6 protein-coding genes are annotated in these 6,590 nt (G+C 58.3%); 1 reads left to right on the plus strand and 5 read right to left on the minus strand.

Annotated elements, in window-relative coordinates:
* Positions 1-91 precede the first annotated feature (91 nt).
* Complete coding sequence (locus KGZ89_04300; GenBank protein MBS3974069.1) at positions 92-1,429, plus strand: oligosaccharide flippase family protein; 1,338 nt, start codon at positions 92-94, stop codon at positions 1,427-1,429.
* A 76-nt stretch (positions 1,430-1,505) separates the two neighbouring features.
* Here KGZ89_04300 and KGZ89_04305 read toward each other — a convergent pair whose 3' ends face one another.
* The 5 genes from KGZ89_04305 to KGZ89_04325 form a co-directional block, all read right to left on the minus strand.
* A complete protein-coding gene (locus KGZ89_04305) occupies positions 1,506-2,327 on the minus strand; it encodes a methyltransferase domain-containing protein (GenBank protein ID MBS3974070.1) in 822 nt (273 codons plus the stop codon).
* A complete protein-coding gene (locus tag KGZ89_04310) occupies positions 2,324-3,538 on the minus strand; it encodes a glycosyltransferase family 4 protein (protein ID MBS3974071.1) in 1,215 nt (404 codons plus the stop codon). The genes KGZ89_04305 and KGZ89_04310 overlap by 4 nt, the downstream gene beginning before the upstream one ends.
* Positions 3,535-4,641: a DegT/DnrJ/EryC1/StrS family aminotransferase gene (locus KGZ89_04315; protein ID MBS3974072.1), complete on the minus strand. Its 1,107-nt coding sequence runs from the start codon at positions 4,639-4,641 to the stop codon at positions 3,535-3,537. Before KGZ89_04315 ends, KGZ89_04310 begins: the two co-directional genes overlap by 4 nt.
* A complete protein-coding gene (locus tag KGZ89_04320) occupies positions 4,638-6,026 on the minus strand; it encodes an NAD-dependent epimerase/dehydratase family protein (protein MBS3974073.1) in 1,389 nt (462 codons plus the stop codon). Before KGZ89_04320 ends, KGZ89_04315 begins: the two co-directional genes overlap by 4 nt.
* A gap of 147 nt (positions 6,027-6,173) precedes the next feature.
* Positions 6,174-6,590 (minus strand): hypothetical protein (locus tag KGZ89_04325; GenBank protein ID MBS3974074.1); only part of this gene is annotated, 417 nt, incomplete at its 5' end.

The following is a 6,590-nucleotide window of genomic DNA, read 5'->3' on the forward strand; positions in this document are numbered from 1 at the left end:
TTTTGGAATTCTAACATTTTGGCTGCCGCACGCTACAATGTCGCTGGTGTCGTTTTGTTTTTCCCAAGAAACCCGAGGTTTATTAGACGCTGTGACGAAAACGGCAGATCCGACCCCAAGCAATAACAGCCGTCACACAAGTGTTGTGGGCGGGTCTTTTGCTGTTGCACTTAGCACCGCCATTGGCTTGGCCGGGAGCTTTCTACTGTCAGTGATAGTCGCCAGATTGTTCGGCCCGGAGGTCAAAGGTCAACTGGCTCTCCTGCTTGAGATTCCCTTGGTTGCTGCATTGATTCTCGGCCTTGGATTCGAAGGCGCCAAGGCGTACTACGTCGGCCGCCGCCTGCGTCTACCGGAGCATGCGGTGTCGGATTCGATGTACTTGGCGCTTAGCTTGTCGTTGATTGGCGTCCCCATGGTCGCTATCGCTATGCACCAGCTCATCCCGGCACTAGCCACGATACCCCTAGTGACAATCATCGCAGCCTCTCTTGCTCTACCATTTATGATGATCATAAACCTCCTCTCCGGCGTGCTTACGGGATTAGGCAAGGTAACAGAGCAGGCCATAGCTACTACCATCGCCGCAATCGTCTCCTTTTTGCTGGCGATCACACTCGCGCTTCTAGGTCACCTGACCCTGCACACACTGATTCTCGCAACACTGGCCGGCCTTACCTGCGCCTCTATCGCTATGTTTGTGGCCACAAAAGTAAAAACCCTTACCGCTCCCTCACACTCAAGGCTGCGCGAAGAGATCTCTTATGCCGGGCGCAGCTACGTCCAAACGATCATGGGATACCTGGAGCTGCGACAAGACCTTATCTTGCTGGGAGTACTAACTTCAGCCACCAGTGTCGGAATCTATTCAATCGGTGTCTCAATCGCCGAGGTGCTATTTTATGCACCCCAGGCGATCGCTGCCGCTCTTGCGGCCAGAGCGTTTCAGGAAGGCGCATCAGAGGGAGCCGAGCTGACGGCGTTGATCACCCGGTTGCTCTCAGTGCTTTTGCTGGTTGCGTCCGTGGCTTTAATGCTGGCAGCAAGAACACTGGTCGTAACGATCTTCGGCGAACCGTTCGCCGAGGCTGCCCTGGTGATCCAAATCCTTGTACCAGCGATCGCGATCTGGGGTATTACAGCTCAGTCATCCGTCTATCTTGCCAGCCACGGCACGCTGTTTCCAAAGCTGAGCGTCGCGACACTGATCCTTAACTTGGGGCTGAACATCCTATTGATTCCCGAGCTCGGTATTATCGGCGCTGCAATCGCAGCGCTGATTTCATACACGATCGGCTCGGCGTACATCATCGGAGTTTTCCTGAAAACTACGGGCATCGGACTTGCAGGCATGCTGATTGTACGCCGCTCAGACATAGCCTTCGCGCTTGGCGCTGTTCGAGCGTTTACGAAGCGGAAAAACTCATAAGCTACGCCCCGGGCCTTCTCCGGTCACGCTCGAAATAAAAACCCTCTCACCTGCGCCTGCTAGGCGAAGTCCTTTTTCATACAGCCCGAGCGACGATTGTGATATTCCAGTCTCGCTCATCGGCGGGTCGTGAAAGATCGCAAAATGGAGTCAGACTCAAGAGCTCAAAGCCACTCGCAAAGAGCAGATCGCTCAGCTCGTCAGGAAACAGATACCGCAACGTGTGTGATTCGCGCAAGATAGCAACGGTGCCTCCTTCAAAATCCAGATGCTCGATCTCGTAGTCGACCTCGACGGTGCCGGAGGCGCTGTCCAGTGATGGCGTGGCAGTGCGCACAACACGCCCGCCATCTTCAGTTTGCGCCTGCTTCAAAGTTACCGAAGGACGCATGGCAAGCACGCCCGGGCCGTGCCAGCAATCGAAGATGAATACTCCGCCTTCGGACAGATGTCGGCGGGCGGTGCCAAACATCGCCGAGAGGTCCTCGTCCCCAAGCATGTATGAGACCACCGCGAACATCGAGATGACAGCGTCGAAATCGCGTCCGAGTTCGGCATGCCGCACATCCGAGACAACAAACTCGGCAGAGAGGCCTTCGCTTTTCGCCGCTTTCATCTTCGCGCGACCGATCATCTCCGGCGAACGATCGACTCCTGTCACCCGATAGCCCGCTGTCGCCAGGCAAAGCGCGTGTCCCCCTGTTCCGCAACCAAGATCTAGCACCCGCGCACCTTCAGGCACACTCTCGCGCCTGAAGACCTCGCCAAGGAAGGCACACTCCGCCGCATAATCCTTGTCCGAATAAAGCGCATCGTAATAGTCCGCGTAAGCGCGAAACACCACACCACTGTCACTCGCGTGTGGAGTCAGCCCCTGCTCGTGATCCCAAGAGTTCACTTTCTCCCCGCTCTCTCGGCTAAGCGCCGACTGGCTTCGCCGATAGCCTCAGTAAGAAGCCGCAGATAGTCCTCGCGAGTATAGGAGAGCAGTCGCTCACGCCCGCGCTGGCCGAGCGCCGCGCCGAGCCCAGGCTCCGTTATCACCTTGCGTACTGCCGAGGCGATCGCATCGACAGACTCCGGGTCGACCAGCAAGCCCGCATCTCCCACCTGCTCGCGAATACCGCGGATGTTCGAGGTGATCACTGGGCACGAAAACGCGAACGCTTCGAGCACCGGGATATTGGTGGGGCCAAAAAATGTCGGGAACACCAGTGCGTGCGCGCCGGTGTAGAGCGCGGGCATCACTTCGTCGGGCACATATCCCAGATAGAGAACGAGGTCACGCACACCAAGCTCCTCGGCGGTGCGCATAGCCTCGGCGAAAGTCCGCTCACGCAGATCCCCGGTGTGGGAACCGGCGAGTACGAGTGGCACGCGCAAGCCTTCCTCGGCGAGCATGCCGATCGCCTCGATGACACGCTTATGGTTTTTATGCGGCCAGAACTGCGCGGGGTAGAACAAGTACACTTCGGGAATCTCATACTCTTGCCGGATTCGCGCGAGGTCGTCAGGCTCCAGATCGACCGCGGCGAGATAGTCGGGGGGCAGAAACGGCAGCGGCCTGACAGCCTCCGGATCGATTCCGGTATCGGAGTAGTGATCAAGCACGTCTTGCTTGCCAGTCTCCGAATCCACCAACACGACCAGCGCGCCAGCAATAAGCCGGCGGATCCTCTCCTCCCTAAGCTCCCACTCGCCGTCCGCCGAGACCTCGGGAAACTCGGGGTGCAATCTGTGCTGGATGTCGTGAATCGCGACAATGTAGGGCACCCCTGAGCTGGTTGCCAGATCGCTTTCGGTTGTAAAGAGGAGCATGTCGATGCCGTGCGATGCGAAAAAACGCGTCCACGCCGGGTCGACCGCGTTGACAGGCCTGAGCGCACTTGCCAGCCGCGCAGCAATAGCGCCGAGAACTCCCGAGGCGCGTCGAAGCGGCACCGCGGGCCGGGGCAGAGCAATCCCCTCGGGCACCGACTGGCCACCATAGGTGAAAACCACGAAGTCGTCCCCAGTTTCCAATTCGCAAAGCCTTTCGAGCATCGTCACGGAGTACTGGTAGCCCCCGCCGATATACCTTTCAAGCCTGGGAACAACACCTATCCTCATGCGCCTAGTGCCTCACGAACCGCGCTTGCCACCATATCTTGCTGCTCGGCGGTAATCGCCAGGCCTGAAGGCAGATAAAGTCCCAGCCTGGAGAGCCTGTCAGACACAGGGTATCTCTCACCCGCAAACATCCCACGCTCCAAAAACATCGGCTGATCGTGCATCCCCACAAAAAACGGTCGAGTCTGTACTCCCAGGTTGATCAGACGCCTGCCGAGAGTCTCGGCGTCGATCCCGGTTTCCTCGGCAAGTACGATGCCGTACATCCAATATACGTTGGTGGCCCACTCGCGCTCGATCGGCAACTGCAGTGGCAGGTCCGAGAGTAGCTCGTTGTAGCGTGCGCCGATTCGGCGCTTGCGCGCCACAAGCTCGTCGACTCGCTCGGTCTGGGCGAGCCCGATGGCTGCCTGCAAGTTCGTGAGCCTGAAGTTATAGCCCGCCTCCGCATGCCTGAACCTGTTACCGGTTCCAAAACACAGGTTACGACCTTCGCGGGCGCGTCTTGCCAGCTCATCATCGTTTGTAAGCAGCATGCCGCCTTCCCCGGTAGTCACGATCTTGTTGGCGTAGAAGGAAAAGCAACTGATATCCCCCAGTCCGCCACACCTGCGATCGCGATAGGTGGCACCGTGCGCCTCGGCCGCGTCCTCGATAACGTAAAGCCCGTGCGCGTCAGCGATCGAGCGCACAGGGTCCATGTCCACCGGATGCCCGTAGACATGCACCGGCATGATGGCGCGGGTGCGCGATGTGATTCTGTCCTGAAGCCGCGTAACATCAAGGCACCAGGTCTCGGGATCAGCGTCGACAAGCACGGGCACACAGCCGTTGCGAATCGCCGCAAGCGCGCATGAGGCGATGGTAAACGTAGGCATGATGATCTCATCACCGGGATCCAGCTCAAGCGACCACACGGCCAACTCGAGCGCGACCGTGCCGTTGGCCACAGCAACACCGTGCCGCATACCGCAATAATCCGCCCACGCTTCCTCGAAAGCCTCGATGAATCGACCCGCCGAGGAAATCCACCCCGTTTCCAGGCACTCGTTTACGTATTTCGACTCCAGGGCGCCTAATACCGGCTCGTTGACGGGAATCACGACTCGGCCTTGAATCTTGTCTTGTCGCTATCGCCTGCGTAAGGCCCTTGTTTGACCTCTATGATCGAAGAAGGCTCGAGCACCTCAAGCCCGTGCCCGCCCGAAACCAAAAGAACAACATCGCCGCCGGTAAGCGTCCGTGAGGCCAGTAGCGTTCGGTCAGAGCGATATATATCTACTCGAATCCGGCCTTCTCGCACAAATAGTGTTTCCTCGGTATAGGTGATTTCGCGCGATACCGGATTGTGAATATGGGGCGATACCACATGCCCGGCTGGGTGATTGATGAATCCGAGCTGTTGCGAGAACTCAGGTGGCGAGAAAAACACTACCCCCAGATCGCGCATCGAGCCGCGAAGGACGATGGCCATGATCTTGTCGCCATCGAGTATCTTCTCTACTGCTGGCATGTATGGCGATGTCGTCGCGGCCCTGTGATCCAAGGCGTCAGGCGCAGTGCCCTCGAACCAGTCGATCGTTCGCCGCAGCCCCTCGTCAAGCCCAACGGCCGCCTGAAAACCAAACCGCTCCCGTGCGCGGCGAGTATCAAGGCTACGGCGCGGCTGACCATCGGGCATGGAATCGTCCCAGACGATATCGCCCGTAAAGCCAGTCGCCGAGGCGATCTTTTCGGCCAGGTCGCGGATTGTTATCTCGAATCCAGCGCCGAGATTGACCGGCTCGGCCGCGTCACAGTGCTCGGCGGCGAGCAAAATGCCCTCTGCGGCGTCCTCGACAAATAGGAACTCCCTGCTGGGCTGGCCTGTGCCCCACAGCGCGACGGAGGGCTTTCCGGAGTCACGAGCCTCGATGAACTTGCGAATCATCGCCGGGATCACATGGGAAGTGCGCAGATCAAAGTTGTCCTTGGGCCCGTAGAGGTTCGCGGGCAGAAGAAAGATACCGTTCATCCCATATTGCTGTCTGTAAGCTTGCAACTGCACAAGCATCGCTTTTTTCGCGATCCCGTAGGGTGCGTTGGTCTCCTCAGGATACCCGTCCCAGATGGCATCTTCGAGAAAAGGAACTTGCGCAAACTTCGGGTACGCGCAAACAGTGCCTACACACACAAACTTCTCGACACCGGCTCGGCGTGACTGCTCAATGAGCTCGATGCCCATCACCGCATTTTCGTAAAAGAAGCGCCCTGGCTCATCAAGATTCGCTCCGATGCCGCCCACCACTGCAGCGAGATGAATGATGACCTGCGGCTCAAAGACCGACAAAGCCCGCGCGATATCAGAGGCACGAGTCAAATCGAACTCACGCGACCGGGGCGCGAACACGTTTGCACACCCACGGGCCTGGAGCTTCTCAAGCACAAAGCCGCCGAGAAACCCCGAACCGCCAGTAACCATCACGCGCTTGCCCGCAAGATCAAGCATAGTATTAGCTCCTAGCTGACAGAAAAAGCCGCCAAAACGACACCAGCGACATTGTAGCGTGCGGCAGCTAAGGCCGTCAGCCGCAAAGGTGGATCTCGCCAGGGTTTGCGCCCGAGAGGCAGGGCGCGTGCCCTCTCGGCAGCTCGCCTAGTAAGTGATGCCAACTCCGGCTGTTGCCTCTGCGCTCCTGTGACACTTCAGGCAGTTGCCGTCAAAGGCCTTTTGCTCTTCGGATGCGACAGGTTGCCTTGTAGCTCCCACAGATCCTGCCCAGCTCATCCAAAGCCATGCTCTGGAAGGTCCTGTGGCACTAGTGCCCCTTGGAGTTTGTGAGTGCGGGAAGGTATAGCCTGTTCGGGTAGAGCTATCGGTTTGGTCGTGGCAGCTTTCGCAATCTGTGACAGGAGCCCATGCGATCGGAAGACCGGCTCTGCTCGTAGCTGTAGTAGAGCCTACAGTTGGATGTCCTGTTTTCGATACAGGCGTGTGATCACCTATGTTTTGGTGGCGATTCTCCGCCCACCACCGCGTCTCCCCATCAACGGTCCAGCTTCCCACCACCGC

It is taken from the genome of Actinomycetota bacterium (assembly GCA_018334075.1).
Taxonomy (GTDB): Bacteria; Actinomycetota; Coriobacteriia; order Anaerosomatales; family UBA912; genus JAGXSC01.

Coding starts and splice junctions, on each gene's coding strand:
- KGZ89_04310 (MBS3974071.1), bottom strand. CDS start 3,538: ATGAGGATAGGTGTTGTTCCCAGGCTTGAAAGGTATATCGGCGGGGGC.
- KGZ89_04320 (MBS3974073.1), bottom strand. CDS start 6,026: ATGCTTGATCTTGCGGGCAAGCGCGTGATGGTTACTGGCGGTTCGGGG.